This is a genomic window from Aquirufa originis (assembly GCF_042714495.1).
In the GTDB taxonomy this organism is placed as follows: domain Bacteria; phylum Bacteroidota; class Bacteroidia; order Cytophagales; family Spirosomataceae; genus Aquirufa; species Aquirufa originis.
Genome location: NZ_JBBKXY010000001.1, coordinates 539,809 through 566,574, shown reverse-complemented (window position 1 = coordinate 566,574; position 26,766 = coordinate 539,809). Strand labels below are relative to the sequence as shown.

The window sequence follows — 26,766 nt, the reverse complement described above, 5'->3', positions numbered from 1 at the left end:
TATATGAAAATAGCCGTTGTAGGAACTGGATACGTAGGTTTAGTCACTGGAACTTGTTTCGCAGAAACAGGAAACCAAGTGACTTGCGTAGACATCAATCAAGAAAAAGTACAGCAAATGCAGGCTGGGAAAATTCCCATTTACGAGCCTGGATTAGATGATTTATTCCAAAGAAATACCCAAGAAGGACGCCTTCATTTCACCACTTCTTTAAAAGAGGGTATTGAGGGAGCAAAAGTCATTTTCCTTGCTTTACCTACCCCGCCAGGTGCCGATGGTTCCGCAGACTTAAAATACATTCTACAGGTAGCTAATGACTTAGGCCCCATCTTATCTGATTATACCGTTATCATCGATAAGAGTACAGTTCCGGTGGGAACGTCAGATAAAGTACGGGCTGCGATTGCGAAAAATGCTACAGTCGAATTCGACGTGGTTTCTAATCCTGAATTTCTACGCGAAGGCGTGGCAGTAGAGGATTTCATGAAGCCTGATCGAGTGGTGATAGGCACCCAATCTGATCGTGCAAAAGACTTAATGTCCCGCTTGTATGCGCCTTTAGTTCGCCAAGGAAATCCGATCATCTTTATGGATGAAAGATCTGCGGAGTTAACTAAATACGCAGCCAATGCCTTTTTAGCGACCAAAATCACTTTCATGAACGAGATCGCGAACTTGTGCGAGCTTGTAGGCGCGAATGTGGACGAGGTACGCAAGGGAATCGGAACCGATTCACGAATCGGGAAACGCTTCTTATTTGCAGGTATCGGTTATGGTGGAAGTTGTTTTCCTAAGGATGTACAAGCGCTGGCTAAAACTTCCGCAGAGAACGATTATGAGTTTAAGATTTTGGACTCGGTGATGAAAGTGAATGAAAACCAAAAAACTAAACTCATTCCTCACCTGGCGAAACATTTCAAAGGTGACTTAGCGGGAAAGAAGATTGCGATGTGGGGTTTGGCATTCAAACCTTATACCGATGATATCCGGGAGGCACCTGCGCTATACAACATCGATGCTTTACTTGAATTAGGAGCATCCGTGAGTGCCTATGACCCAGAGGCGATGGGCCACGTGAAGCAATTAATGGGCGATAAAATTACCTTTACCAAAAATCCATACGAAGCTTTAGAGGGCGCAGATGCTCTTTTAATCGTCACAGAATGGCCGCAATTCAGAACGCCAGACTTCGATCGAATGGATAGTTTATTGAAGAATAAAGTCATTTTTGACGGCAGAAATTTATACGAATTAAACCAAATGCAGGAACTAGGCTACACCTATTATTCCATTGGCCGCCAAACCATACACTAATATGAAACGAATTTTAATCACCGGCGGAGCTGGATTTCTAGGATCTCATTTATGTGATCGATTTATCAAAGAGGGTTACCACGTAATCGCCATGGATAACCTAATTACAGGTGACCTCAAGAACATCGAACACTTGTTCAAATTAGAACACTTTGAATTTTACCACCACGATGTTTCCAAGTTCATCCACGTTCCGGGTAATTTGGATTATATCCTACACTTCGCCTCGCCTGCCTCTCCTATCGACTATTTGAAGATTCCGATACAAACCTTGAAAGTGGGATCACTCGGAATCCACAATTGCCTAGGTTTAGCCCGCGTTAAAAAAGCCCGCGTTTTGATCGCCTCTACTTCCGAAGTATACGGAGATCCAAATGTACATCCGCAACCTGAGGAGTATTGGGGAAATGTGAATCCCGTGGGACCCCGCGGCGTTTATGATGAGGCCAAACGCTTCCAAGAAGCAATGACCATGGCGTATCATACTTACCATGGTTTAGAAACACGTATTATTCGCATTTTTAATACCTACGGTCCTCGCATGCGACTAAACGATGGTCGTGTATTGCCTGCATTCATCGGACAAGCATTACGTGGTGAGGATTTAACGATGTTTGGCGATGGTTCTCAGACACGTTCATTCTGTTACGTAGATGATTTAGTTGAAGGCATTTATCGTCTCTTATTGAGCGATTATGCGCAGCCTGTTAATATTGGAAATCCGGATGAGATAACGATCAAGGAATTTGGTGAGGAAATCATCAAATTAACGGGAACCTCACAGAAGCTGATCTCCCTACCATTACCAACTGACGATCCCAAACAACGTAAACCAGACATCACAAAGGCCCGCAGCATTCTAGGCTGGGAACCCAAAGTGAGTCGTGCTGAAGGATTGAAGATTACCTACGATTATTTCAAGTCATTGAGCAAGGACGATTTGTTTCGAATGGCGCATCATAAAGAGTTTTAAAAAAGCGAGGGCTAAAATTGTGCTTTGCAATAATTTTGTGCCCTCGCTTTTTTTAAAACTTCTGGGAACTATACAAACAAAAAAGGCGCAATCTGCGCCTTTTTTGTTAACCAAATCTATACTCTCTACTCTAATTAGACTAGCGACTGTCGACTAAAAAACAAAAGGGAGCAAATGCTCCCTTTTGTTTTGACTTAAAACTTAATTGGCAGAGCCAATTAGTTTTAATTGAAGATATAACGTACACCAAACTGTGCTTGCCATCTTGAAGTCAAACCAAAGCTACGTTGGAATGAATCTGTCAATGGCACAGATGATGTTGGGTTACCTGTATAACGGTAAGGGAATTGGAATACTGGCTTACCAGTAGTCGCATCATTACCTGTATAAGATAATAAACCAGCACGCAATGGAGTTTGTGCTAAGCCCCATTGAGCTGAAGCATAGTTACCAGCGTTAAATACGTCTAATGTAAATTGTAAGGTATTTTTCTTGCCACCTACTTTGATGTAAAAATCTTGAATGATTTTGAAGTCAAAGTTAGCTTGCCAAGGTAATTCAGCACCATTACGTTCTGCATATTGTCCACGACGAGAGTTCAAATAAGCATCTTGAGAGATGTACTTATCTAAATCAGCCCATTGTTGAGCAGCTGTGTAAGTGAATGTTTTAGACACATCGTAAGATACCGCTAAATCTTTCAATTGAATTTCTCCTTCACCACGTGGAATGTACATTAAGTCGTTAGCTGTTTGACCATCACCATTCATGTCACCAGAATACGTGTAAGAGAAACGACCTGCTGGAGCAACTGAATAAGTAAATCCAAAAGTTGTTGCTGCTTTCTCGCTTAAGTAATTCAATTTATATGAACCATACGCGTTGAAACGGTGTGCTTGCATGTAAGAAGAATAAGACGCTACGTTTTCGTTAGGATCACCTGACACTACGCGATCTCTCCATTGTGATTGAGCGATAGAACCACCATCATTCACTGAACGAGAATCAGAGTTAGTATAAGATAATGACGCAAATAAACCATTGTCAAATGCTTTCGATACTGTTGCTGTTAAAGCATAAGAATAACCTAATTGTGTATTCTTGATAACGATTGCATCAGAGATATTTGGATTTAATCCATTATTACCTGCTGCTGGAGCATTGATACCTTTTTGAGCACCGTAGATTTGGTTGTTCTTAACAGAACCCGGTACGCCAGTAGTTCCTAACATGTAATAAATAACACGGTTATCAGCACCTACTGCCTTCACTTTTGAATCTGGTAAGTTTACGTTTTCTAAGTAAACTGCATTGATATCTTTTGTGTAGATTCCTTCTACTGAAACTAACCAACCATCCCCTAAGCTCTTATCCACCGCTAAGTTAGCACGGAATACTTGAGAGAATTTGAAGTTAGGATCTGTTACCGCTAAGTTATAAGACGTAGGGATAATAGAAGTAGAAACAGCCGGACGGTAAGCATCTACGTTAACTGTGAATGGACGGTTAGTTGGGTTAGAGATAGCCTCTGAACCGAATAACACACCATTGTTAGATAATTGGTTAGATAACCAAACGTAAGGAACACGACCAGAGAAGATACCTAAACCACCACGAACTTGAGTCGTTTTGTCATCTTTCACATCCCAGTTAAATCCAAAACGTGGAGACCATAACGTCGTAAAATCAGGGAATTGATTTGTTTTCAATACCGTGTTATTACGGAACGTTAAGCTTGGAACATACGCATTGTTGTATTTCGCATCATCAGCAATAGGGAATGAAGTACCGTCAGCACGTAAACCGAACGTTAATTTCAAGCCTTTAGCCGCAGTAATTTCATCTTGTGCATACAATGAAGTTGTATTACCCTTCATTTCCGCAAATGGGAAAGATGAGTAGTTTGACCATTGTTGAGAATATTTCAAGGCGTTAGAAACACCTGTCGTAGCCGACTTAATAAAATCATCTACTGATTTAAACTGGTAAGCACCGTAATAGTTAGGAGCGAAACCGTTGCTGAATGAGTTCATTTCAAAGGCAGCACCTAAAGTGAATACGTGATTTCCTGCATAATACGTTAAGTTATCTGATGCCTGGAAGATATCAGAGTTCAAAATATTGTTAGCAGAGAATGGTTCGAAACCAAAGGCTGTTAACTCATTTGAGTTATTGTTACCGATATCAACTGTAGGGAACGGAGTGTTGTTTACAGGAGATTGACGGAAGTCACGCATTTGGGTATAACCTACAGTTAAGTTATTCGCTAATTTGCTTGAGAACGTAGAGTTCAATTCAGCAATGTACGAATCCAAGTTGTTGTTGATACGGTACAAAGAACCTTGGAAAGGTAAAACCGTAGGTGACGGAGCACGACCACCAGTTAATGAACCAGAAGAAGAAGGACTTACATCTGAATAAGAACGTAAGTAATTGTACTTCAAATTAAACTTGTGCTTGTCAGAAATATTCCAGTCTAAACGAACATTCGCTTTTTGAGAATAATTTTCTTTATCCCAGTTTTCGTAAGCACCTGGATTGTAGTTGTACTTAGTCATCAACAAATCTTTGATTTGATCTAACTGAGCTGCGGTTGCAATAGACTGGTTACCTGCAGTAGATCCCGGACGAGAAGCTACATAGTTAGAACCTGGCTGCGTTTGCAATTCTTGCTCAAAAGAAGCGAAAACAAATAATTTGTTTTTGATGATAGAACCACCGATACGACCACCGAATTGACCTCTTTGGAATTTACCATATTGGTTAGTTACATCTCCGATTTTGTTACCTACTTGGTTTTGGTCTGTACCAAAATAGTAAGCAGAACCAGTCCACTCATTTGTACCTGATTTAGTTACAACGTTGATGTTAGCACCTGTTGCCATACCTTGACGAACGTCATAAGGAGCAATTAATACTTGGAATTGATCAATCGCGTCTACAGAGATTGGAGAAGCACCAGCTTGACCACCAATCGTAGGAGATAAAGCGAACGCATTGTTAAAGAACGCACCGTCTACCGTTACGTTATTGTATAATGCATTACGACCAGCGAAGTTCAATCCGTTTGCACGTGGATCTAAACGAGCAAAATCACCTAACGAACGGTTTAACGTAGGTAAAGTAGTGATAGAGCTGTTAGAAACCGTAGTAGCAGCACCCGTACGACCTGAGTTAATCACAGAGGAACGAGACGCAACCACCTTAACTTCTTCTAGTTGAGCTTGGTTTAATTCTAATTTGAAGTTTTGACGAAGTTCTGAAGCTAACGTCAAAGAAATACCTGATTGAACAGACTCTTTGTAACCTACGAAAGAGACAGTCACTTTGTAAGGACCACCTACACGCATGTTAACGATGTTGTAACGACCATCTCCACGAGTGGATGCACCGTAACGAGAACCCGTAGGTTCGTGAATTGCGATTACCGTAGCACCTGGTAATCCTTCACCTTTTTCATCCACAACAGTACCCGACAAAGCGGATGTTGTAGACCCCTGAGCAAAGGCTTGCCCAACAGGTAGTGCCATCACAAGCGCAAAAAACGCTCCTAATAACACTGATTTAGTAATAAACCTTCTCTGCATAAATTTGGAATTTAGTTATATAATAATTTGAGAAATGATAGCACAAAATAAACGAGAAAAATCAAATACTCCAAAATATCTCCAAAAAGTATTTTAGCCGAAATAGCGGTAATTCGTTGATATTTAGGACTAATCTTTAAAAAACCTGTAATATCCTAACAGCTGTAGCCTCTTATAGTCCTATAAATCGCATTTATTTAACAGAAACTTAATTTTTAATTATTTAAAGAATAATTTTGTAGCCTAATATTATAAAATGTCAGAAAATATCAAATTAACTTCTTTTAGCCACGGCGCAGGTTGCGGATGTAAAATATCCCCTCAGATTTTGGACCAAATCCTTAAATCAGACAAACCGAAGGCCTCCCATCCCCTCTTATTAGTCGGAAACGAGAGTCGTGATGATGCGGCGGTATTTGATTGGCAGAATGGAGAGGCTGTTATTTCGACGACGGATTTCTTTATGCCGATTGTGGATGATCCATTTGATTTTGGAAAAATTGCAGCGACCAATGCGATCTCTGATATTTATGCCATGGGCGGAAGTCCTTTGATGGCCATTGCTATCCTAGGCTGGCCGATTGATAAATTAGCTCCTGAAATCGCCGCTCAAGTATTAGAAGGTGGACGCGCGGCTTGTGCCGAAGCAGGAATCCCATTGGCTGGTGGTCATTCGATTGATTCCCCTGAGCCTATTTTTGGGCTTGCGGTTACTGGAAAGGTGCGCAAAGAACATTTAAAACAGAATGATACGGCCACAAAAGGCTGTATGTTATACTTAACGAAGCCATTGGGCGTGGGTATTTTATCGACAGGCCAAAAACGAGGCATTGTTAGTCCTGCCGATTTAGCTCGTGCGGTAAAGCAAATGAGCACGTTAAATTCATTTGGAGAAAAGCTTGGACCCCTACCTTATGTTACCTCTTTAACGGATGTGACTGGTTTTGGTTTGTTCGGACATTTAGTGGAAATGGCAGATGGATCTGGTTTAAGTGGGAAAATTGCGTTCGAAAATCTACCTCTATTACCAAATATAGATCATTATTTAGACCAAAAGTGCTTCCCAGGTGGAACAGCTCGTAACTTGGCGAGCTATGGTGACCGTTTGAGCGAGGAAATTTCTGAACGCCAACGCTATATAGGGGCGGATCCACAAACTTCTGGAGGACTATTAATCGCCGTGGAAGCGGAACATACGGCTGAATTCGAAGCATTCGCACTGGAGAATGGATTTGAACTAAGTCCAATTGGGGAATTAACGGAACGCAAAGAAAAAGCCATTTACTTAGCCTAATGAAATTATTCTATCGCGCACTTGGTGAATCGGGCACGCCGGTTATTATTCTACACGGCATTTTTGGGACCTCCGATAATTGGTTGGGTTTTGGAAAAGCCATCTCAGAAAATCACCGCGTATTTTTAGTGGACCAAAGAAACCACGGACAATCGCCCTGGGGAGACGAATTCAATTACGAGGTAATGGCGGCGGATCTGTTGGAATTTATAGAGGAGCATCAATTAGAAAACCCTATTTTAATCGGCCACAGCATGGGGGGCAAGGTAGTGATGCAGTTTGATTTATTACACCCAGGCATCGCTTCTCGCATCGTGATTGTTGATATCGCACCTAAATTCTATCCGGTGCACCATACGCACATTTTGGAAGGATTAAACAGCCTAGATTTAACGACACTGGAGAGTCGCCAAGCTGCAAATGATCATTTGAAACGCTTTGAAGAAAAAGAAGGCGTTCGTCAATTCCTTTTAAAGAATCTATATAGAAACGCAGAACAGCAATTTGCGTGGCGAATTAATCTAAAAGTAATCACCAAAAACATTGATGTCGTGGGGCACGAATTATTCGTTCCTGCTGCCTCGAATACGGAAACGTTATTCATCAAAGGAGCTGATTCGCATTATATTCAACCCGAGGACGAGCGATACATTGCGGAAATTTTCCCTAATTTTGAACTTGTAGAGATTCCAGGGGCGGGCCATTGGGTGCAAGCGGATCAACCAGAGCTATTTCTACAGGCGCTTCAATCGTATTTATGAAAATTTTTCTCATCCCCTGCCCGATTGCAGAAAACACGTCTTCCGAAGTCCTAAGCCCTCAAATCTTAGCGGCTCTTCAGCAGACGACACATTTTTTAGTTGAAAATGTGCGAACGGCCAGGAGATTCATCAGTGAATTGAAACTAGGAATCCAGATAGATAACTTGGTTTTTGAGGTATTAGACAAAGATACTCAGTCTAAAACGGTCACTGATTTTTATAAAAAACATAGTTCAGTCGAATATATCGGCGTTATTTCTGAAGCAGGTTGCCCTGGCGTGGCGGATCCAGGAGCTTTAGCCGTTTCCATTGCACAGCAACAAAACATCGAAGTCATTCCGTTAGTAGGCCCCTCTTCTATCCTATTAGGATTAATGGGGTCTGGTTTTTCAGGCCAAAGCTTCGCCTTCATCGGCTACCTACCCATCGATAAAGCTGCCCGAATTCGCAAAATCGAACAATTAGATCGAGATGTGACTAAATGGGGACAAACACAAATCTTTATTGAAACACCCTATCGAAACAATGCACTTCTTGAAGATCTAATTGCACAATGTGCACCAGATTCCCTAATTTGCATTGCCTGTGACATAACCGCGCCCACTGGTTTTGTCCAAACAAAAAAGGCTAGCGACTGGGCAAAAGCGCAACCTGATTTGCACAAAAAACCTTGTATATTCCTTTTAGGTAAATAAATATGATCTTTCACCAAGCTTTCACTTTAAATCCATTTCAAGAAAACACCTATATCATTTGGGATTCCCAGGGAATAGGCATTATCGTAGATCCAGGCTGTTATACCTACGAAGAGCGCCAAACATTGAAAGCATTTATCGAAGAGAAAGGCATTAGACTAACTCATATCTTAAATACGCACGCACATATCGATCACGTGCTAGGTGTGGAATATTTTAGACAAGAATTCAAAATTCCTTTTTACCTACATCCGAAAGATGAACCACTATTGAAAGATGCGGCGAATCGGGCGCAAGTGTATGGATTCCCGCACTACCAACCCTCTGAAGTCGATGTTTGGTACGAGGACAACCAAGTATTAAACATTGGTGAAATGGAAATCAAGATCTTGTTTGTACCGGGGCACGCTCCAGGTCATGTGGCTTTGTTTTTTGAAAAAGAGGGCCTTTTGTTTGATGGAGATGTGTTGTTTAGACGAAGTGTGGGCAGAACAGACTTCCCACTTTGCAATCACGCTGATTTAGTACATAGTATTCAAACGCAATTATATACTTTACCTGATTCGACGATTGTGTATCCTGGACATGGAGGAAGCACCACCATCGGAGAGGAGAAAGTATCAAATCCTTACGTAAAAGCATGAAAAAAGAAATCCCTAACCTATTAACGCTAGGTAATTTATTAGCGGGTTGCATCGGACTTTGGTTCGTGATGCAAGGCGATTTAGTGAGCGCCTCCTATTGTATGTTCATCTCCCTTGTCTGCGATTTTTTCGATGGATTTTTAGCGCGCGCCTTGCAAGCTTATTCTGATCTAGGTAAAGAGTTGGATTCTTTGGCGGACATGGTCTCTTTTGGGGTTTTACCTGCCTTTATTCTATTTTCTTTAGTAGAGCAAAGCTGCGGAACGCAATGCACGGTAGGTCTATTTGGATTTTATAAGCCCTTTATGGTGTTTGCTTTGGCTTTAATGTCTGCTTATCGTTTAGCCAAATTCAATATTGATACCCGCCAAAGTGATCAATTCATCGGTGTCCCTACACCAGCCAATGGTCTATTAATTGCGTCTTTACCCTTAATTCTACATTTCCAGCCAGAATACAGTGCCTATATTTTATCCTTTAAAGGCCTGTTGATTTATGCGGTGGTGATGAGTTACCTGTTAGTCTGCGAATTGCCCTTGCTAGCATTTAAGTTCAAGACCTGGGATTGGAAAAGCAATCAAGTAAAATTCATTTTCCTTATTTTTTGCATTGCTGCCCTTGTTATGCTTAAATTTGCAGCAATTCCGGTTTTAGTGATCGCATACATCCTCCTTTCCGGCCTTATTTTCCTTTTAAATCCAAACAAATAATGAAATTCTTAGCTGAAATCAACGTAATGCCTCAAAAAGAAATCCTTGATCCTCAGGGAAAAGCGGTACTTATTGGCTTACAAAACTTAGGTATTAACCAAGTGGCAGGCGTTCGTATTGGCAAGCACATCACATTAACGGTGGATGCAGCTTCTGAAGCTGAGGCGAATGAGGTAGTAACTAACGCTTGCAAGAAATTGCTAGCGAACTTGATTATGGAGGAATTTGAGTTTACGTTGACAGCTCAATAAGAGCCTAAAACTGGCCTGTATGCAATAAAACCAGCGTGCAGGCCTCTTCTACTTCTATTCCCCTTTTCAGTAAGGCTTCCTCCAGCACCGGATTTTCAGTGCCTGGATTGAATATTACCCTTCTAGGGTTTATTGATTGTAAATAATCAATTAGTCCGTCCTGATTCGCAGGACCTACGTACAAAGTAACAGTGTCGATATCTTGCAATAAAGGTTGATCCTGCTGAATGGTTAAGCCCAAAACCTCCCCTTTTTTAATTCCTACTAAAAAGACCTCGTGTCCATGCTGCAAAAGTAATTCCGTAGCGATATAGGCATATCGACTGGGATTTGTACTCGCACCATAGACTAAGACCTTCATTAGAATAATTTTTCAGCGATAGCGCGCACGCTATCAGATTTACTCATCGTATAGAAATGCAAGGCAGGCACACCAGCTTGGATCAACTCTTTCCCTTGTTGTACTGCCCATTCAATTCCTAATTGCTTAATAGCCGCATTATTAGCACATTTACGTGCTTCAGAAACAAATTCAGCAGGAATCTCTAAATGGAAAATCTCCGGCAAGATATCTAATTGACGTTCCGTCGCTAAAGGCTTCAAACCTGGAATGATGGGAACATGAATCCCCATCTCGCGGCATTGCTGAACGAATGCAAAATACTTCGCGTTATCAAAGAACATCTGGGTAACGATATAATCTGCCCCGGCATCCACCTTTTGCTTCAAATAACGAAGGTCCTGATCAAAGGAAACAGCATCAATGTGCTTCTCCGGATAACCAGCTACGCCGATACAAAAATTCGTCGGCAAAGACTCTGTTTCTTCGTGCAATAAAATACCTTGATTCATCGCCGCTACTTGCTCCACTAATTCGTTAGCATAGGCATGACCCCCAGGTTTAGGCACGAAATGGGCTTCGCCTTTTTCTTGATCACCTCGTAATAAAAGGGCATTCTCGATACCTAAATAGTGTAAATCGATTAAGAAATCCTCTGTTTCTTCTTTCGTAAATCCACCACAAATCACGTGCGGAACAGCTTCGATTTGAAAACGCTGCATGATAGACGCACAGATCCCTAAGGTTCCGGGACGCTTGCGAATAGGAATGCGTTTAGAAACGCCATCCACGACTTTATCAACATATTCCTCTCGGTGATACGTCACCTCGATAAACGGTGGCTTAAACTCCATCAAAGGCTCAATGTGCGACATTAATTCGCCCAAATGTTGGCCTTTCATCGGTGGAATGATCTCAATCGAGAAAAGTGATTTTCCCGCCGCTTCCTCAAAGTATTTGGTAATCTTAGTCATAATTTAATACGGGGCTTAACCATCTTTCTACGTCGTCTAGGGACATTCCTTTGCGCTTCGCATAATCTGTTACCTGGTCTTTGGCAATCTTACCTAAACCAAAATACGTACTCTCCGGATGAGAGAAATAGAATCCAGACACCGCTGAGGCCGGATACATCGCATAACTTTCCGTTAATTGAATCCCGATCTGCTTCTCCGCATCCAATAATTCAAATAAACGCTTCTTCTCCGTGTGATCTGGACAAGCCGGATAACCCGGTGCCGGACGAATACCGTCGTATTTCTCAGAAATCAAGTCTTCGTTGCTTAATGTTTCATCAGCCGCATAACCCCAATATTCCTTACGCACGCGTTCGTGCAATAATTCGGCGAAAGCTTCCGCTAAACGATCCGCTAAAGCTTTGACCATAATTGAGTTATAGTCATCATGCTCTTTTTCGTATTTATCTAACAGCGCTTCAATTCCCAAGCCAGTCGTCACCGCAAAGGCACCGATATAATCCGTCTCACCCGAGTTTAAAGGAGCGATAAAGTCGCTTAAACAACGGTTAGGAAGCGTACTTGCTTTTTGGCCTTGCTGACGCAAATGGTGCAACCACTGGCTCTTGTCAGAAGATTCGTCTTTGGGTTGAATCTCGTAGGAAACCTGTTTATGAGAACCGTGTTTCTCGCAAGCAACCTCTAACGCCTTCTCCACGTAATCGTGTAAGATAATATCATCTCCAAGCGAGTTGGCCGGGAAAAATCCTAAAGCCGCCTTCGCCTGAAGCGATTTATTCGCAATAATCTCTTTCAATAAAGCCTGCGCATCATCGAATAATTTCTTCGCCTCTTTCCCTACCACTTCGTTATCGAAAATACGCGGGTATTTTCCGGACAATTGCCAAGTCGAGAAGAAGGGCGTCCAGTCGATGTATTTTGCAATTTCCTCTAGTGAATAGTCTTCAAAATACTTCACGCCCAAGAATGACGGTTGTTTCGATTTAAATCCAGTCCATTCAATGCCACTCGATTTTGCACGGGCCTGATCGATGGACAAGTAATTTTTCTCTTGCTGACGAGCGGCGTGAGCCGTTCTTAATTCAGCATATTCCGTTTTAATCTCATTAAAGATTTCTTGAGAGGTCAATTCACTTTGCAATAAACGACCTGCTACGGGCACGGAACGGGACGCATCTAACACGTGAATCACGGGTCCTGAGTAGTGAGGATCAATTTTCACCGCGGTGTGGATACGGGACGTAGTGGCTCCACCGATTAATAAAGGCACTTTGAAACCGAGGCGCTCCATTTCTTTGGCCACATACACCATCTCATCAAGAGACGGCGTAATCAAACCGGATAATCCGATGATATCCACATTATGCTCCTTCGCCGCAGCTAGGATCTTATCGCATGGGACCATCACACCGATATCGATCACTTCATAATTATTACATGCCAAAACCACACCCACAATATTCTTTCCAATATCATGCACATCGCCTTTCACCGTCGCCATCAAGATCTTTCCAGCCGATGAACTCTCCCCGCCTTCTTTCTCTGCTTCGATATAAGGCAATAAATAGGCCACCGCCTTCTTCATCACACGCGCTGACTTCACGACCTGTGGCAAGAACATTTTTCCTTCACCGAACAAATCTCCCACCACATTCATTCCATCCATCAGCGGACCTTCGATCACCTGAATCGGGCGCTCCACTAATTGACGCGCTTCTTCTACATCTTCATCAATGAATTCGGTCAAACCTTTAATCAAAGCGTGCTCTAAACGCTTGTTTACCGGATTCTTTCTCCAAGCATCATCAACAACTTGCTCTTTCCCTGCGGACTTAACCGTTTCGGCATATGCCACTAATTTCTCTGTCGATTCTGGATTGCGATTCAATAAAACATCCTCGCACAAATCGCGTAATATCGTATCGATATCATCATAAACGCCTAATTGACTAGCATTTACGATACCCATATCCATACCCGCCTTAATCGCGTGGTACAAAAACACGGTATGCATTGCCTCCCGCACTAATTCGTTTCCGCGGAATGAGAAGGAAATATTCGAAACCCCACCCGAAACTTTCGCGTGCGGCAAGTTTTCTTTAATCCATTTTGTTGCCTTAATGAAATCAACCGCATAATTATTATGCTCCTCGATTCCCGTCGCAACCGTTAAAATATTCGGGTCAAAAATGATATCCTGAGCCGGAAAACCTACTTTATCGACTAAAATATCGTAAGCACGTTGACAAATCTCAATCCGACGTTCGTATGAATCTGCTTGTCCTGTTTCATCAAAAGCCATCACAACCACTGAGGCGCCGTACATTTTCACTTTGTTCGCGGATTCAATGAATTTCCCCTCCCCTTCTTTCAACGAGATCGAGTTAACCACCGATTTACCTTGTACGCATTTCAAACCCGCTTCAATTACTTCCCATTTCGAGGAGTCAATCATAATCGGTAAACGAGCGATATCTGGCTCAGCCATCAATAAATTCAGGAATTGAGGCATCATTTTCACGCCATCAATCATCCCCTCATCCATGTTGATGTCCAAAATCTGCGCACCACCATCTACCTGCTCACGAGCCACTGCAATCGCTTCTTCAAATTTCTCCTCGCGAATTAAACGCGCGAATTTCTTCGAACCCGTCACGTTACAACGCTCACCTACGTTCACGAAATTCGTTAATTCCGTAATCTCTAAAGGCTCGAGACCCGATAGCTTTTGATTCACATTTTCTTCCGGAATCACGTGCGGCTTGTGCTTTGCTGCCACTTCCGCAATCGCTTGGATGTGCGCTGGCGTAGTTCCGCAACAGCCTCCGATGATGTTCAAAAAGCCGTTTGCTAAGAAATCATCGATGATAACCGCCATTTCAGCTGGGGATTGATCGTATTCACCCATTTCGTTCGGCAAGCCCGCATTCGGGTGAGCAGAAACTAAGAAAGGGGATTTATCGTTCAAAGTCTTCACGTAGGGACGCATTAAATCCGCACCTAAAGCGCAGTTTAAGCCCACTGAAAGCAAAGGCATATGAGAAACTGAAGTCAAGAAGGCTTCCGTTGTTTGGCCGGATAAGGTACGCCCTGAGGCATCCGTAATCGTTCCAGAAACCATCACTGGCAAATAAGGCTTGGATGGATTTTGCTTGAAATATTGATCAATGGCAAACAAGGCTGCCTTCGCATTCAAGGTATCAAAAATGGTTTCCACTAAGAGTAAATCAGCTCCACCGTCGACTAAACCACGTATTTGTTCCGTGTAGGCTTCCACTAATTCATCAAAAGTGACCGCTCTATAACCTGGATCATTTACATCTGGAGAAAGAGAAAGCGTGCGGTTCGTTGGTCCGATGGAACCAGCTACATAACGGGGCTTGGAGGGATCTTTGGCCGTAAATTCATCCGCTACTTCACGGGCAATTTTCGCTGACTCGAAGTTTAATTCATAGACCAGATCCTCCATGTGGTAATCTGCCATCGCGATGGAAGTCCCGGAGAAGGTATTCGTCTCTGCGATATCTGCACCAGCTGTAAAGTATTTCGCGTGAATTTCCTTGATCACATCCGGACGCGTGATGGACAACAAATCATTGTTTCCTTTCACTTCGTGCGGGAAATTCTTGAAGCGTTCGCCGCGGTAATCCGCGTCCGTTAAATTGTATTGTTGAATTAAAGAACCCATCGCGCCGTCAAGAATTAAAATCTTTTCGCGCAATACGTCTTTTATCTGTGGTCTTTGCATAAGTATAATCGAATCTTTGACAGATGTTTATGCCAAAAATCTAGCAAATATACCGCTTTTCAGCCTAAATGAGGCCCATTTTTTGAATTTTTTCGAGATCTTCCGGGGAATCAATACCTATCGTTTCAAATTGCGTTTCGATGGCCTTAATTCGAATACCATTTTGAATCCAGCGCAACTGTTCTAGGGATTCTGCCAGCTCTAAAGAAGTAGGCTTAAGTGCACTTAAACCAGGCAAAATATCGGCCCGATAAGCGTATAAACCGATATGCTTAAAAAAAGTATGTTTATTTAACCAATCCGATGGCTCCACCCCTCTTAAAAAGGGAATCGTTTGGCGCGAAAAATAAAGTGCATGGCCCTCTTCGTCGCGAATCACTTTAGGCGTATTGGTATTAAATAGGGTTTCAACGTCTGTTATCTTTTTTATAAGGGTCAAAATGGGAGCATCAGATGCAAATCCAGCAGCGACTTCCTTTAATTGCTCTGGCTCAATAAATGGCTCATCTCCTTGAATATTCACCACATAATCGACCGTTTCACCCAAACGACTCAGCACTTCGGCACAACGATCTGTGCCCGTTAAATGCGTTTCAGCTGTCATCATCACTTCTGCACCAAAAGCTACACTCGCATCAAAAATACGTTGATCATCCGTCGCAATGACAATTCGATCAAAGCCTTCTACCGCCTTTACTCGTTCGTAAGTTCGCTGAATCATCGGTTTTCCACCTAGATCAACAAGGGGTTTTCCAGGAAAGCGAGTGGATGCGAATCGAGCCGGAATAATCGCGACCACCTTTTTGCCGTGCATCATATTATTTACGTATTTTCGGTAGATTTTTGCCAAATTTGCACATAATTTCCAAACATTCGACCCTTTGCCTGCATTTTTCGAACATTCCTTTACCGAACCAATCTGGAGTATCCGCTTCTGGGGAAAACCAGAAAAGCCACAATTATGGGTGGAAACAAGAGGATTGCAAGAGGCATTTTGGCATTCGATCGATTTAGCGACTAAAAAGGTTTACCTTTTAGGAAAAGCTCCCTCTGATTATGCCCAATTAAACTTTGTACAAGGTTCAGAAAACGAGGCGATCTTTATCAAATTACAGCTATCAAAAAACCCGGGTATAGAGTCGATACAAACCTATTCGCTCGATCCTCTGAAGTTATTGAAAGAAGAAAAATCACGCCCAATTAACCCAGAAAACGCCTTTTCTTTTCAAGTACCGCAGCACTACGAAGAAAGCCAAGACTATTTTAAAGACTTCCAAACCTTTTTCCAGCAGCAATTCAACGAAACGATTGCAAAAGGAATAGATTATTTTGAAGGTGAGGATAAGCTACTTTTTTCTTATTATCTTTACGATAATGGCTGGAAAAACTACCTTCGGGTGTGTGATTTAGCCTTTAACACGATCCTATTAGAACAGATCGCTGAAGGAGATACCATCGGATACCAAACCTTTACGTTACTCAATGAACAATTGATTTTTGTGAAGGATAAACTGAAATTGAAGATTTATGAAAAATTATAAACTAACCTTACTAATCGCCTTTTTATTTGCATTGCAGTTTTCTACTGAGGCGAACACCCTTGATTCATTGGGCTTAAAAAAGGAGAACAACAAGACTTTTTTATTGTTCAAAGTAGGTCCCAAGCAATCCCTATTTTCGATCCTAAAACGGTATAATTTATCGTTAAGCGAATTCAAATCGGCTAACACCGATGTTCAAATCCCTGTCAAAACGGGCGAAATCGTTTATATCCCTTTGCATTACTTAGAAGAAAGCAATCCAGCCCCTAAAGTAGTGGAAGAAAAAGCAGCAGAATCCCCGAAAGAGGCAGAAATTCACATCGTGGCACCTAAGCAAGGTTTGCTTTCTGTAGCGAACATGCACAAGGTAACGATGGCGGAATTGCGTAAATGGAACAATTTGACTTCCGATCGCTTGCAAGAAGGTCAACGTTTAATCGTTTCAGATCCTGCTGGATCGACTTCCTCTATAGCAGTAGATAAAAGCAACTTATTACCTGCGAAAGCGGCAGCACCCACAGCACCAACCCCTACTGAAACCGTTGTCGCTCCCGCTAAAGAAAAAGGCCCTGAAGACATCAAAAAGAAGATTGAAACAGGGATTGCGGAACTAATCGACGTACCTGACAATTCCGGAAAATTCTTAGCCTTGCACCGCACCGCTCCTATCGGAACCTTAGTATTGGTTAAGAATCTAACAAACAACCAAAGTATTTGGGTGAAGGTCATTGGTCGTTTACCAAACGGAGATAACAAAGTGATCATCAAACTTTCCCCGAAAGCTTTTGAGAAATTGAATGCCGTTGATAAGCGCGTTAGAGCTGAAATCTCTTATTTATTGCAGTAATATGAACAAGAGAAAAAGGCCTATCACCGCAGGTCACGTTATTTTTGAGATATTCTTTATTCTTTCTTACCCCTTTATTGCGGCGTTTTCTGTTGCGGTAACGGTATTAGTTTGGATATTCTCCCTTCCCTCTCGTTTAGTTGCCCTATTTAGCCGAAAATGATTTCAGAAAAAATAGCGTCCATCTTAGACGAGAAATTCGCTTTTTTCAATCATCCGCGCTTCATCGAACACGATCCCATTCAAATTCCGCATCGCTTTAGTCGCTTGCAAGACAAAGAGATTATGGGTTTTTGGGTAGCTATTTTAGCCTGGGGGCAGCGCAAAACGATCCTTCAAAATGCGCAAACGCTCATCGATTTGATGGATGGATCTCCTTATGAATTCATTTTAGGACATCAAGCCAGTGATTTAAAGCGCTTTGAGCATTTCAAGCACCGGACTTTTCAATACCCAGATACGCTGTATTTTATTGATTTCTTCCAAAGGCATTACCAAAACAATAATTCCTTAGAAACGGCGTTCAACCTAGGTTTGAAAGCGGAAGACGTAAGCGTGGAGAATGGACTAAATGGATTCTACGATTATTTCTTTCAATCCGAATGGGCTCCAGAACGTACGAAGAAGCACATTGCTTCTCCTCGGAAAAATTCGGCCTGTAAACGCATTTCAATGTTTTTGCGCTGGATGGTGAGAAAAGATCAGGCAGGAGTTGATTTTGGACTGTGGAACACGATTAAACCTTCCCAATTAGTTTGCCCACTCGATGTGCACGCGATGCGAACAGCCGCTCAACTGGGTCTAATGAAGGAGGAGAAGGCGAATTGGAAAACGGCTTTGGCCCTCACAGAAACGCTACGGGAACTGGATCCAAGCGATCCTGTCAAATATGATTTTGCCCTCTATGGAATGGGCATCGAAGATAAAACACTATGGAAATAAAAAATGCAAAAACGGGCGATTACCTGGTTATTGATACCCAGACGGGAGCGAGTTTAATCGAATTACACTTATCAGGAATTTCACTCATTGATTTGCCGGGAAGCTCCGACCATCCTTTAGCCAGCAACCCATACCACCCCAGCGCCTTATTAACCCCCTGGGTAAATCGAGTTCGTAACGGAAACTATTCCTTCAAAGGCAAAAATTACCAATTACCCATCAACGAACCCGCTTTAGGGAACGCCATTCACGGTTTATTAGCAAGAGCACCGTTTACCCTAGTGCAACAATCAGAATCGTCTGTCACATTAGAACAGGCATATAAAGGTGAGGAGCCGAATTACCCCTTCCCATTCACATTCCGATACAACTACACATTAACGGATGTAGGGGCATTAGAAATAACTTTCGAAGCCCAAAACACAGGAACCACTTCCATGCCCTTCGCCTGTGGCTGGCACCCCTATTTCAGCTTCCCTAATACGACGGTAGCTGATTTATCCATTAAATTCCATCCTATCAGCCGTTTTTTATCGGACTCACAAATGATTCCCTTGAAAGAGGAAAATTTACAAGGTCAGACCAAGTTTATTTTTAGTCAGGAAAAAGTGGACCACGTCTTTCGACTAGAACCTAAAGAGAAACACATCACCGAATTTATCGACCATAAACACCAACGTTCACTCTTTTTAGAGCAATCTTCCGTTCAATTCCCATTCCTAGTTGTCTTTCAACCGGAAGGCTATACATCGGTGGCCATTGAACCGATGACCGCCAATACAGACGCTTTTAATACAGGTGATGGGCTCATTGAATTAGCACCACAAGAGGTCTTCTCAGGACAGATCCGTTTATCCATAGGAAAATAGGCCATTCATTCAGGTTTTTTGTACCTTTGTCAAATGAAGTTTAATTTGCTGTTCATATTGTTGTTTTCAACTGCTTTTGGGCCCGCATTTGCGGAATCTAAGGCAGATTCGACGGCAAACAAATGGAAGCAAGTCATGACTTCAGGCATCAACCTAAATCAGTCAAGTTTCAGCGATAATTGGAAAGGTGGTGGGACAAATACCTTAGCGATTGGCTGGTATTTGAATCACAGTGCAAACGTTTCGAATGAATCATGGCGTCTGAATTCTGACCTGAATTTGCAAGTCGGATTTCTCCAAAACAGAACCCAAAGTCTCCGTAAAAATATCGACCGCATTGCATACGAATTCAAGGCTGGTTACCGTATAAGCCCTAAATGGGACTTTTATGGATCAACTAACTTCCAGACGCAATTCTTCAATGGTTATGACTATGGCAAGAAAAATAAGGCTGGCGTTCCGGTGGACTCCTTGATTTCGAGTCTTTTTGCTCCGGCCTATTTGACATCCTCCATGGGTTTAGAATACCACCCTGATAAATCATTTTATACGCGAATCGGTATTGGTTCATTACGCCAAACCTTTGTCTTCGATCAAGCCATCTCCAGAGCCGGATTATATGGTCTTGAGAAACCTGGTGACAACATCAGAAATCAGTTTGTTTTTCAATATTTAGTCAATGTAGACAAAGATGTATGGGAAAACATCAATGTAAAAGCACGTTACTCCGCTCTAATAGACTATTTTAGACTTACCTTATCGAATAGCATTGTGCATCGCTTTGATGCAAATGTGACGATGAAGGTAAATAAATATGTCAGTACTAATTTACAAATTGTATTATTCCGCGACTATGACCAAGATCCTGACTGGCAATTCTCTCAAATCTTGTCGATGGGTCTCGTATACCGCATCGAAAAATAATTACTTCTTTCGGTTTAAATAACGGTCATATAACATTTGAAGTATACCATCTTTTAAGCCTAAATCAGGCACTAAAATCGTTTTACAGCCTCCTAATTCCATAGCCGTCAAATAGATCGAAGCCGCAGGAACAATTACATCCGCCCGGTCCGTATTTAAACGCAATTTATTCACCCGATCTTCAAAAGAGAACGAACCCACATAGGCTGCCATTTCAAATAAGGCATCAAATGTCATCGACTTTTCCTCTGGGGCTGGCTTCGACAAATTGAACAATTTGGCAATATTACCTCCCGTTCCAATTGCCTCAATATCACCTGAAATCAATTCTTTTTGCTGCGAAATCCAATTCTTCATCTTCTCCCAATCTCCCTCTTTTTCCGTTCCCTCTAGTAGACGCACCGAACCAATTTTAAAAGACTTCGAGGCCAATTTTTCGCGGTGACGGTATATATTCAATTCTGTACTACCTCCACCCACATCGATATGTAAGTAGTTTTTCTTCGGATGTAAAGATTGAACCACCACATCATTGATTAATTCCGCCTCCCGACTTCCATCAATTAATTGGATTTTCATGTCCAAAATCTTGTGAATTCGCGTAATTATCTCGGATGAATTAGACGCCTCGCGCATCGCTGAAGTCGCACAAATCGCGTAATCCTTCACTTCATGCAAGTCCATCAATAATTTATAGGCGTGCATTAATTTGAAAATACGCACTTCTGACTCAGGCGAAATCATCCCATCACTAAATACATCATGACCTAAACGAAGAGCAAAACGCACATATTCAATTCGCTTAAAACTGATAACCCCCTCATTTTCCAATACACTGGAGATTTGAAGACGTGCGGCGTTTGAACCGATATCTATGGCTGCAAATTTCATATTTTAGGGGGTTTATGAAGGTAAAAACCATTGCCTTGTACTTCGTAAGAAATTTCTGTACCTAGGACAAATAATAATTCTCTTCGATCAATAACGACAGGGATATTTTCAATCAAATACTCCTCATCATTTTCTGTTTTAGTGTCAAAACCAAGGACAAAAGTTCCTCCACAGGTTCCTCCACGCATTCCAACCCGAAGAAAAGGCTCTGGGAACGTAATCAAACGCAGGTTTTCGACGGCAGATTCCGTCAACTGAACTGGAGGATCTATTAACATGTATTAACGAGGATGTCGATGTAAAATTAGCTAATTTTAGGCTTGAAAGGTAAACAAAAAAGCGATGACGTATAAAATACTTTGGGCAGACGATGAAATCGATTTATTGAAACCCTATATTTTGTTTTTAGAGAGCAAAGGATACGAAGTTTATACGGTTAATTCTGGCGCTGATGCACTCGAGTTAGTGGAAACTCAGAAATTTGATATGTTATTCTTGGATGAAAATATGCCAGGAATGTCCGGATTAGAGGTTTTGTTGCATATCAAAAAAATCAGACCTAACCTTCCAGTCATCATGATTACAAAATCGGAGGAAGAAGAATTAATGGAGGACGCCATCGGCTCCAAGATCGCCGATTACCTGATCAAACCACTGAATCCGAATCAATTATTGCTATCTGTCAAACGAATTTTCGATAAGAAAAGACTCGAGGAGGGAAAAACGAATATTACCTACCAGCAAGAGTTTTTGGCTTTATCCATGCAATACCAGGATCATTTGAATGCCAAAGAGTGGTCCGACATCTACGAAAAGCTTGTCTATTGGGAACTCGAAATCGACACGACAGAGAACAAATCGATGGCCGAGGTTTTGAACAACCAAAAAAATGAGGCTAATGCCCATTTCAGTAAATTCATTGAGAATAATTACGAGGATTGGTTACAAAAACCCGATGCAGAAACACCGATATTATCTCATTTAATGCTGCGCAAGCACGTTTTTCCCAAGATTAACGACAAGAGTCCGCTCTATTTTATATTGATCGATAATTTGCGGTTTGACCAGTGGAAAACCTTGGACAAATACATACAAGAATACTTTCAATTAGAGTCCGAAAGCAAGTATTATTCCATCCTACCTACGACAACCGCCTACGCCCGAAATTCCATTTTTGCGGGGATGATGCCATCCGAAATCGCCAAGAATTATCCAGATAAATGGGTATATGATGTAGGGGATTCTGAAGATGAGGAGGGTTTCAATAAACACGAAGAATTTTACTTGCAGGAGCAATTGAAGCGTTTGAAAATCAACGCTAAAAGCTCCTATCACAAGATTATTCACCAATACCAAGGAAAGCAATTAGTCGATAATTTCAACAAATTAGCCACCAATGACTTGAATGTCATCGTCTACAATTTCGTAGATATGCTTTCGCATGCACGAACAGATATGGCGATGATCAAGGAATTAGCTCCAGATGAGTCAGCTTACCGGAGTTTGACGGCGAGCTGGTTCCAGCATTCTCCTCTTTTTGATTTATTAAAGAAGATTGCAGAGAAGAAGGGGCGCGTCATAATCACCACTGATCACGGGATGATTCGAGTTCAGAATCCAATTAAAATCGTGGGGGATCGGAATACAAACACCAATTTGCGCTACAAACAAGGGAAGAATCTGAATTGGGATAATGCGAACAAGATGATGGTTTGTCGTAAGCCGGAGAACATTTTCTTGCCAAAACCGAACGTCTCGACTACCTATGTTTTCGCTAAAGAAGACAATCTATTTGCTTACCCTAATAATTACAACCAATACGTAAACCACTACAGAAACACCTTCCAACACGGCGGCATCTCTTTAGAGGAATGTATCATTCCGGTGATTTACTATACGGGAAAATAGGATTATAGACTTGCAACTGGGAAGATTTTACCCCCTTCGCATTTTAGGATTTGGCCTGGAACCTTGGCCATCGTATTGTAGTCGTGACTCGCCATAATGATGGCCATTCCACTCTGGTTCAACTCCTTGAATAATTGCATAATTTCCAAAGAGACCTCCGGATCCAAATGACCTGTAGGCTCATCAGCAAGCAATAAAAGGGGATTATTCAAAATCGCACGCGCGATACAAATACGTTGTTGTTCTCCACCTGAAAGACGGTGAATACGTTTAGAAATCGCGGAACTCATTCCCACACGCGCTAAAACCTCCTCGATTTTAAATCGAATTTCGTCTTTGTTCGTGTGACCTGTCGCCTCTAAAACGAAGGACAAATTCTTCTCCACATTGCGATCTGTCAACAATTGAAAATCTTGGAAAACGAAACCTAATTTACGTCTTAAGAAAGGCACTTCTGAACGCTTGATGGTATTCAATGAATAACCCGCCACCGAGGCTGTTCCAGACTCAAGTCCAATTTCCGCAATAATACTCCGAAAGAAGGTACTCTTTCCGCTACCCGTTTTACCAATTAAATAATAAAAATCCCCCTCATTAATCGTTAAATTAATGTCTTCTAGTGTGTTAACACCTTCTTGTGAAATACTTACTTGTTCAAAAGATAAAACAGACATAAAAATCGCCTAGGTTAATTAAGAATTTGCTTTTGCGTGATCCGCTAAGAATTGCGCTAAACCATTATCCGTTAATGGGTGCTTTAACAACGCAAGCATGGCAGACAAAGGACCTGTCATCACATCAGCCGCAGCTTCAGCACACTTAATGATGTGCATTGGGTGACGAACAGAGGCCGCTAAGATTTGCGTATCAAATTCGTAGTTATCGTAGATCAAACGAATTTGTTCTATCAATTCGATACCATCAAATGAGATATCATCTAAACGTCCAATGAAGGGAGAAACGTAGGTTGCACCTGCTTTAGCAGCTAACAAAGCTTGACCAGCAGAGAATACAAGCGTACAATTCGTTTTAATCCCTCTTTCAGAAAAATATTTCAAGGCCTTGATACCGTCCTTGATTATGGGAATCTTTACTACGATTTTATCGTCCAGCTCCGCTAATTCTTCGCCTTCACGAATCATTCCTTCATAATCTGTGGCGATTACTTCGGCAGAAACATCTCCGTCTACGATATCACAAATCGCTTTGTAATGACGTAACACGTTGTCTTTTCCGGTGATTCCTTCTTTAGCCATTAAGGAAGGGTTAGTCGTAACACCGTCCAAAACACCTAAATCTTGTGCTTCTTTAATTTGCGCTAAATTCGCTGTATCGATAAAAAATTTCATAGGTCAGATTTTTATAACAAAAAAATGGCAAATTCACCGCTACGACCGACCTACCCTTGCTTCGATCAAGACCTGGGGGATTCAGCGGGAGCTGGTAATTTGCCATGACAAAGATGACAAAAAAGCAGCTTTTTTCAAAATAAATATCGTTTTTTTGGAATAGCCCCTTAACTTTAAAATATGAAAAAATGGATTCTATTGGTAAGCCTTGGGTTTGCTTGGGCATGTTCCACTTCTGGAGAGGCTTGGTTAGACGAAGCGAAAGCTCGTCTTAAGAAAGGAGAAACGGTTTCTGCCAAAGAAGCCCTTCAAAAAGCGATTGAGAAAAACCCCGGTTTAGCAGAAGCCTATAACCTACAAGGGGTTATTCTATTCCAAGAGAAAAATTACCCAGAGGCAGAAGCGGCCTATCGCAAGGCCATTGAATTAAAACCTTCACTATATACAGCTCAATTGAATTTAGGGGCCGTTTTAATGGAACAAGGCGTTTGGGATAAAGCCTTAGCTCCTACTGATAAAGCCATCGCTTCCCAACCAGATTCGAGTGCAGGATATCTCCAAAGAGGGATCATTCAGGCAGCCTTAGCGCAACCAGCGAAGGCCACAATTGATTTCACACAAGCCATAAAATTGGCTCCTAAAGACATAAATGCCTATTATAATCGAGGAAATATACTGTTCCAAGAGGAAGATTATGCCGGTGCCATAGCTGATTTTGCGAAGGCAGCGGAAATTAACCCTGAATTTGGTAAAGCTTATTATGCGCTAGGACTTAGCTATATCAAATCGAAGCAAAACGACAAAGCCTGCCTCGCTTTTCAACAAGCACAAAAATTAAACTACCCGGGTGCCTCTGAAGCTGTTAAAAACCTATGTAACTAATATGAGAAACGTACAATTCATTCTTGGAGGTTTTTTCAGCCTCGTTTTTTTACTATTTACCTATTGGCAATTCAATGATCCGGACCCCATTTTATGGGTTCCTGTTTATGCAACTGCAGTTTATACTGCATTGCAGGCGATGCGTGGCAAAACGAATCCTGAACTCTTAATCGTGTTATTTGGCTTATCTTTCTTTGCTGGAGTGCAATTATGGGTCGAGATGACGGCTTGGGAAGGATTTTTGACGGACGGCTTAAGTATGAAGACGCACAATCAAGAATTAGCACGAGAAGCGGTAGGCCTTTGGATTGCGTCAGGTTCTTTTGCTCTTTTTTATGGATTAGCTAAACTGAAGTAACATGTTAGATCTAGGTTTTGTCTCCGCTATACTCCCGAATAAAAGTCTTTTTGAGGTCTTAGACTATGCACAACAGCAAAAATTTTCGTGTGTAGAAGTGATGTGTTGGCCATCCTCCTCTGCAGATGCGCGCAGGTATGCGGGTGTTTCGCATATTTCGGTAGATCAATTATCCACGGAGGATCTTTTAGCGTTAAAATCGAAATTAGCGCAGCATCCGGTCAAAATATCTGCACTTGGTTATTATCCAAATCCATTGGACCCAGATGAAACACAAGCTGCTTTTTACCGCGAACATATCAAGAAAATTATTAAAGCGGCTGCCGTTTTAGGCATTTCGCGTGTGAATACCTTTGTAGGCCGCGATTATACGAAAAATATACACTATAATATCGGTCGCTTTGCGGAGGTTTGGCCGGAGATTATTGCTTTGGCTGATTCTTTACAGATCAAAATAGGGATCGAAAACTGTCCCATGTTCTTTACGGATGATGAGTGGCCAGGTGGGAAGAATTTGATGACGACGCCTAAAATTTGGGATGAATTATTTACGATTATTCCGTCGTCGAATTTTGGCCTAAATTATGATCCCTCTCATATGGTCTTCCAAATGATGGACTACACCTACCCTATCTATCACTATGCGGAACGGATTCACCACGTACATTTAAAGGATGTCAAAGTGTATCCGGAAAAATTGAACCGCGTAGGAATTTTAGCAAATCCACTCGAATACCATTCCCCTAAAATTCCAGGACTAGGCGATATACAGTGGGGTAAGTTCATTTCTGCTTTAAACGACGTCCGTTACCGAGGTCCCATCGTGATTGAAGTAGAGGATAAGGCATACGAAGGTTCAGAAGAGGATATCGACAAAGCGATCCGAAGCGCGAGGAATCACATTCAACAATTTTTACCCTAAAAAAAAGGGCTTCATTTCTGAAGCCCTTTTTTAATGCAG

General features: G+C 41.8%; 26 protein-coding genes. 17 read left to right on the top strand and 9 right to left on the bottom strand.

Features of this window, described 5'->3' with window-relative positions:
• The first annotated feature begins 3 nt into the window (after positions 1-3).
• Positions 4-1,314 carry a UDP-glucose dehydrogenase family protein gene (locus SKC35_RS02365; protein ID WP_377977888.1) on the top strand — a complete coding sequence of 437 codons (1,311 nt, stop codon included), beginning with the start codon at positions 4-6 and terminating at the stop codon, positions 1,312-1,314.
• A gap of 1 nt (position 1,315) precedes the next feature.
• Positions 1,316-2,287 carry a UDP-glucuronic acid decarboxylase family protein gene (locus SKC35_RS02360; protein ID WP_377977887.1) on the top strand — a complete coding sequence of 324 codons (972 nt, stop codon included), beginning with the start codon at positions 1,316-1,318 and terminating at the stop codon, positions 2,285-2,287.
• 224 nt (positions 2,288-2,511) lie between these two features.
• Here the strand turns inward: SKC35_RS02360 and SKC35_RS02355 are convergent, their stop codons facing one another.
• Positions 2,512-5,874, bottom strand: a complete 3,363-nt coding sequence (locus SKC35_RS02355) for a TonB-dependent receptor (protein ID WP_377977886.1) — start codon at positions 5,872-5,874, stop codon at positions 2,512-2,514.
• Between the two features lie 256 nt (positions 5,875-6,130).
• Here SKC35_RS02355 and selD point away from each other — a divergent pair, with 256 nt between their 5' ends.
• The 6 genes from selD to purS are packed head-to-tail and all read left to right on the top strand — an operon-like array spanning position 6,131 to position 10,229.
• Positions 6,131-7,168: a selenide, water dikinase SelD gene (selD, locus tag SKC35_RS02350; RefSeq protein WP_377977885.1), complete on the top strand. Its 1,038-nt coding sequence runs from the start codon at positions 6,131-6,133 to the stop codon at positions 7,166-7,168.
• Complete coding sequence (locus SKC35_RS02345) at positions 7,168-7,929, top strand: alpha/beta fold hydrolase (protein WP_377977884.1); 762 nt, start codon at positions 7,168-7,170, stop codon at positions 7,927-7,929. The genes selD and SKC35_RS02345 overlap by 1 nt, the downstream gene beginning before the upstream one ends.
• Positions 7,926-8,624 carry an SAM-dependent methyltransferase gene (locus SKC35_RS02340; protein ID WP_377977883.1) on the top strand — a complete coding sequence of 233 codons (699 nt, stop codon included), beginning with the start codon at positions 7,926-7,928 and terminating at the stop codon, positions 8,622-8,624. Before SKC35_RS02345 ends, SKC35_RS02340 begins: the two co-directional genes overlap by 4 nt.
• Positions 8,625-8,626: 2 nt before the next feature.
• Positions 8,627-9,268 carry an MBL fold metallo-hydrolase gene (locus SKC35_RS02335; RefSeq protein ID WP_377977882.1) on the top strand — a complete coding sequence of 214 codons (642 nt, stop codon included), beginning with the start codon at positions 8,627-8,629 and terminating at the stop codon, positions 9,266-9,268.
• The gene (gene pssA, locus SKC35_RS02330; protein ID WP_377977881.1) at positions 9,265-9,978 is read left to right on the top strand and encodes a CDP-diacylglycerol--serine O-phosphatidyltransferase; all 714 of its coding nucleotides are present in this window, start codon (positions 9,265-9,267) and stop codon (positions 9,976-9,978) included. Before SKC35_RS02335 ends, pssA begins: the two co-directional genes overlap by 4 nt.
• Positions 9,978-10,229, top strand: a complete 252-nt coding sequence (purS, locus tag SKC35_RS02325) for a phosphoribosylformylglycinamidine synthase subunit PurS (RefSeq protein WP_130896307.1) — start codon at positions 9,978-9,980, stop codon at positions 10,227-10,229. The genes pssA and purS overlap by 1 nt, the downstream gene beginning before the upstream one ends.
• A gap of 4 nt (positions 10,230-10,233) precedes the next feature.
• Here purS and SKC35_RS02320 read toward each other — a convergent pair whose 3' ends face one another.
• The 4 genes from SKC35_RS02320 to kdsB all read right to left on the bottom strand — a co-directional run bounded on the left by SKC35_RS02320 (position 10,234) and on the right by kdsB (position 16,111).
• Positions 10,234-10,590 carry a CoA-binding protein gene (locus tag SKC35_RS02320; protein ID WP_377977880.1) on the bottom strand — a complete coding sequence of 119 codons (357 nt, stop codon included), beginning with the start codon at positions 10,588-10,590 and terminating at the stop codon, positions 10,234-10,236.
• Complete coding sequence (gene metF, locus SKC35_RS02315; protein ID WP_377977879.1) at positions 10,590-11,543, bottom strand: methylenetetrahydrofolate reductase [NAD(P)H]; 954 nt, start codon at positions 11,541-11,543, stop codon at positions 10,590-10,592. Before metF ends, SKC35_RS02320 begins: the two co-directional genes overlap by 1 nt.
• Complete coding sequence (gene metH / locus SKC35_RS02310; protein WP_377977878.1) at positions 11,536-15,294, bottom strand: methionine synthase; 3,759 nt, start codon at positions 15,292-15,294, stop codon at positions 11,536-11,538. The genes metF and metH overlap by 8 nt, the downstream gene beginning before the upstream one ends.
• 64 nt (positions 15,295-15,358) lie before the next feature.
• A complete protein-coding gene (gene kdsB / locus SKC35_RS02305; RefSeq protein ID WP_377977877.1) occupies positions 15,359-16,111 on the bottom strand; it encodes a 3-deoxy-manno-octulosonate cytidylyltransferase in 753 nt (250 codons plus the stop codon).
• Positions 16,112-16,175: 64 nt separating this feature from the next.
• Here kdsB and SKC35_RS02300 point away from each other — a divergent pair, with 64 nt between their 5' ends.
• From SKC35_RS02300 to SKC35_RS02280, 5 genes are all read left to right on the top strand, one after another.
• Positions 16,176-16,835: a hypothetical protein gene (locus tag SKC35_RS02300; protein WP_377977876.1), complete on the top strand. Its 660-nt coding sequence runs from the start codon at positions 16,176-16,178 to the stop codon at positions 16,833-16,835.
• Positions 16,822-17,682: a septal ring lytic transglycosylase RlpA family protein gene (locus tag SKC35_RS02295; protein ID WP_377977875.1), complete on the top strand. Its 861-nt coding sequence runs from the start codon at positions 16,822-16,824 to the stop codon at positions 17,680-17,682. The genes SKC35_RS02300 and SKC35_RS02295 overlap by 14 nt, the downstream gene beginning before the upstream one ends.
• A 159-nt stretch (positions 17,683-17,841) precedes the next feature.
• Positions 17,842-18,624 carry a TIGR02757 family protein gene (locus SKC35_RS02290; RefSeq protein WP_377977874.1) on the top strand — a complete coding sequence of 261 codons (783 nt, stop codon included), beginning with the start codon at positions 17,842-17,844 and terminating at the stop codon, positions 18,622-18,624.
• Complete coding sequence (locus SKC35_RS02285; protein WP_377977873.1) at positions 18,615-19,493, top strand: aldose 1-epimerase; 879 nt, start codon at positions 18,615-18,617, stop codon at positions 19,491-19,493. Before SKC35_RS02290 ends, SKC35_RS02285 begins: the two co-directional genes overlap by 10 nt.
• Before the next feature lie 33 nt (positions 19,494-19,526).
• Positions 19,527-20,417 (top strand): DUF3078 domain-containing protein, encoded by an 891-nt coding sequence (locus SKC35_RS02280; RefSeq protein ID WP_377977872.1) that lies wholly within the window; start codon positions 19,527-19,529, stop codon positions 20,415-20,417.
• Here SKC35_RS02280 and SKC35_RS02275 read toward each other — a convergent pair whose 3' ends face one another.
• Both SKC35_RS02275 and SKC35_RS02270 read right to left on the bottom strand, forming a co-directional pair.
• Positions 20,418-21,308, bottom strand: a complete 891-nt coding sequence (locus SKC35_RS02275; RefSeq protein WP_377977871.1) for a Ppx/GppA phosphatase family protein — start codon at positions 21,306-21,308, stop codon at positions 20,418-20,420.
• Entirely contained in the window at positions 21,305-21,586 is a 282-nt protein-coding gene (locus SKC35_RS02270) for an iron-sulfur cluster biosynthesis family protein (RefSeq protein ID WP_377977870.1), read from the bottom strand. Before SKC35_RS02270 ends, SKC35_RS02275 begins: the two co-directional genes overlap by 4 nt.
• 64 nt (positions 21,587-21,650) lie before the next feature.
• Between SKC35_RS02270 and porX the strand changes: the two genes are divergently transcribed.
• Positions 21,651-23,216: a T9SS response regulator signal transducer PorX gene (gene porX / locus SKC35_RS02265; RefSeq protein ID WP_377977869.1), complete on the top strand. Its 1,566-nt coding sequence runs from the start codon at positions 21,651-21,653 to the stop codon at positions 23,214-23,216.
• A 2-nt stretch (positions 23,217-23,218) separates the two neighbouring features.
• On the opposite strand, the gene SKC35_RS02260 is transcribed toward porX, so the two are convergent.
• On the bottom strand, positions 23,219-23,890 hold the full coding sequence (locus SKC35_RS02260; RefSeq protein WP_377977868.1) for a cell division ATP-binding protein FtsE: 672 nt from the start codon (positions 23,888-23,890) through the stop codon (positions 23,219-23,221).
• An 18-nt stretch (positions 23,891-23,908) separates the two neighbouring features.
• Positions 23,909-24,565 (bottom strand): fructose-6-phosphate aldolase, encoded by a 657-nt coding sequence (fsa, locus tag SKC35_RS02255; RefSeq protein WP_377977867.1) that lies wholly within the window; start codon positions 24,563-24,565, stop codon positions 23,909-23,911.
• A 180-nt stretch (positions 24,566-24,745) separates the two neighbouring features.
• On the opposite strand from fsa, the gene SKC35_RS02250 reads away from it, so the two are divergent.
• The 3 genes from SKC35_RS02250 to SKC35_RS02240 are packed head-to-tail and all read left to right on the top strand — an operon-like array spanning position 24,746 to position 26,727.
• Positions 24,746-25,447, top strand: coding sequence for a tetratricopeptide repeat protein (locus SKC35_RS02250; protein ID WP_377977866.1), 702 nt, complete (start codon positions 24,746-24,748; stop codon positions 25,445-25,447).
• Between the two features lies 1 nt (position 25,448).
• Positions 25,449-25,805 (top strand): transmembrane 220 family protein, encoded by a 357-nt coding sequence (locus tag SKC35_RS02245; RefSeq protein WP_377977865.1) that lies wholly within the window; start codon positions 25,449-25,451, stop codon positions 25,803-25,805.
• 1 nt (position 25,806) lies between these two features.
• Positions 25,807-26,727 (top strand): sugar phosphate isomerase/epimerase family protein, encoded by a 921-nt coding sequence (locus SKC35_RS02240; protein WP_377977864.1) that lies wholly within the window; start codon positions 25,807-25,809, stop codon positions 26,725-26,727.
• The last annotated feature ends 39 nt before the right edge of the window (positions 26,728-26,766 follow it).

Bases quoted from the DNA above. Each gene is read 5' to 3' on its own strand.
- SKC35_RS02345 (WP_377977884.1), top strand. From the start codon at position 7,168: ATGAAATTATTCTATCGCGCACTTGGTGAATCGGGCACGCCGGTTATT.
- SKC35_RS02270 (WP_377977870.1), bottom strand. From the start codon at position 21,586: ATGTTAATAGATCCTCCAGTTCAGTTGACGGAATCTGCCGTCGAAAAC.
- SKC35_RS02335 (WP_377977882.1), top strand. From the start codon at position 8,627: ATGATCTTTCACCAAGCTTTCACTTTAAATCCATTTCAAGAAAACACC.
- SKC35_RS02365 (WP_377977888.1), top strand. From the start codon at position 4: ATGAAAATAGCCGTTGTAGGAACTGGATACGTAGGTTTAGTCACTGGA.
- metF (WP_377977879.1), bottom strand. From the start codon at position 11,543: ATGACTAAGATTACCAAATACTTTGAGGAAGCGGCGGGAAAATCACTT.
- SKC35_RS02355 (WP_377977886.1), bottom strand. From the start codon at position 5,874: ATGCAGAGAAGGTTTATTACTAAATCAGTGTTATTAGGAGCGTTTTTT.
- SKC35_RS02320 (WP_377977880.1), bottom strand. From the start codon at position 10,590: ATGAAGGTCTTAGTCTATGGTGCGAGTACAAATCCCAGTCGATATGCC.
- SKC35_RS02285 (WP_377977873.1), top strand. From the start codon at position 18,615: ATGGAAATAAAAAATGCAAAAACGGGCGATTACCTGGTTATTGATACC.
- SKC35_RS02360 (WP_377977887.1), top strand. From the start codon at position 1,316: ATGAAACGAATTTTAATCACCGGCGGAGCTGGATTTCTAGGATCTCAT.
- pssA (WP_377977881.1), top strand. From the start codon at position 9,265: ATGAAAAAAGAAATCCCTAACCTATTAACGCTAGGTAATTTATTAGCG.
- metH (WP_377977878.1), bottom strand. From the start codon at position 15,294: ATGCAAAGACCACAGATAAAAGACGTATTGCGCGAAAAGATTTTAATT.
- SKC35_RS02240 (WP_377977864.1), top strand. From the start codon at position 25,807: ATGTTAGATCTAGGTTTTGTCTCCGCTATACTCCCGAATAAAAGTCTT.
- SKC35_RS02340 (WP_377977883.1), top strand. From the start codon at position 7,926: ATGAAAATTTTTCTCATCCCCTGCCCGATTGCAGAAAACACGTCTTCC.
- porX (WP_377977869.1), top strand. From the start codon at position 21,651: ATGACGTATAAAATACTTTGGGCAGACGATGAAATCGATTTATTGAAA.
- selD (WP_377977885.1), top strand. From the start codon at position 6,131: ATGTCAGAAAATATCAAATTAACTTCTTTTAGCCACGGCGCAGGTTGC.
- SKC35_RS02295 (WP_377977875.1), top strand. From the start codon at position 16,822: ATGAAAAATTATAAACTAACCTTACTAATCGCCTTTTTATTTGCATTG.
- kdsB (WP_377977877.1), bottom strand. From the start codon at position 16,111: ATGATGCACGGCAAAAAGGTGGTCGCGATTATTCCGGCTCGATTCGCA.
- SKC35_RS02245 (WP_377977865.1), top strand. From the start codon at position 25,449: ATGAGAAACGTACAATTCATTCTTGGAGGTTTTTTCAGCCTCGTTTTT.
- SKC35_RS02275 (WP_377977871.1), bottom strand. From the start codon at position 21,308: ATGAAATTTGCAGCCATAGATATCGGTTCAAACGCCGCACGTCTTCAA.
- SKC35_RS02280 (WP_377977872.1), top strand. From the start codon at position 19,527: ATGAAGTTTAATTTGCTGTTCATATTGTTGTTTTCAACTGCTTTTGGG.
- SKC35_RS02260 (WP_377977868.1), bottom strand. From the start codon at position 23,890: ATGTCTGTTTTATCTTTTGAACAAGTAAGTATTTCACAAGAAGGTGTT.
- fsa (WP_377977867.1), bottom strand. From the start codon at position 24,565: ATGAAATTTTTTATCGATACAGCGAATTTAGCGCAAATTAAAGAAGCA.
- SKC35_RS02250 (WP_377977866.1), top strand. From the start codon at position 24,746: ATGAAAAAATGGATTCTATTGGTAAGCCTTGGGTTTGCTTGGGCATGT.
- purS (WP_130896307.1), top strand. From the start codon at position 9,978: ATGAAATTCTTAGCTGAAATCAACGTAATGCCTCAAAAAGAAATCCTT.
- SKC35_RS02290 (WP_377977874.1), top strand. From the start codon at position 17,842: ATGATTTCAGAAAAAATAGCGTCCATCTTAGACGAGAAATTCGCTTTT.